Annotated in this window: 1 protein-coding gene; it reads left to right on the top strand. The window is 67.1% G+C overall.

Features of this window, described 5'->3' with window-relative positions:
* Positions 1-720, top strand: a 720-nt coding sequence (locus EZI54_RS23975; protein ID WP_131484350.1) for a type VI secretion system Vgr family protein, incomplete at both ends; no start/stop codon positions are given.

Genomic DNA, 720 nt, shown 5'->3' with positions numbered 1-720 from the left:
ACTCGAACAATGACGAACACAGCAGCGCCTGGCTCAGGGTCAGCCAGGGCTGGGCCGGGGGCCGCTACGGCTTCATGGCGTTACCCCGCATCGGCCACGAGGTCATCGTCTCCTTCCTGGACGGCGATCCGGACCAGCCGATCATCACCGGCCGCACCTACCATGCGTCCAACACACCGCCCTACGCGCTGCCGGAGCACAAGACCCGCACGACCTTGAAGACCCAGACCCACAAGGGCGAGGGCAGCAACGAACTGCGCTTCGAGGACGAGGCCGACAAGGAACAGATCTACGTCCACGCCCAGAAGGACCTGGACCTGCTGACCGAGCACGACCGCACCGAGGTGGTCCACCACAACAGCCACCTGACCGTCGACAACGACCGCTATGCCCACATCCAGGCCAACGACCACAGTACGGTCGATGGCGAGAAGCGGGAGAAGGTGGGCCAGGACCTGAGCCTGACGGTGGGCGGCTCGTTCCACCAGACATCCGGCACCGCCACCCTCACCGAAGCCGGCAACGAAGCCCACTACAAAGCCGGCGCCAAGGTCGTCCTCGACGCCGGCGCCGAACTGACCATCGCCGCCGGCGGCAGCTTCCTGAAACTGGACGCCAGCGGCGTCACCCTGGCCGGCCCCAGCGTCAAGCTGAATTCCGGCGGGGCGCCGGGGAGTGGGTCGGGGCAGTCGGCAGAACTGCCGGAAGTACCTGCCGGCC

Source organism: Marinobacter halodurans, assembly GCF_004327985.1.
Lineage (GTDB): Bacteria > Pseudomonadota > Gammaproteobacteria > Pseudomonadales > Oleiphilaceae > Marinobacter_A > Marinobacter_A halodurans.
Note: the sequence above shows the minus strand (reverse complement) of the source record. Positions and strands in the feature narration are given on the sequence as shown.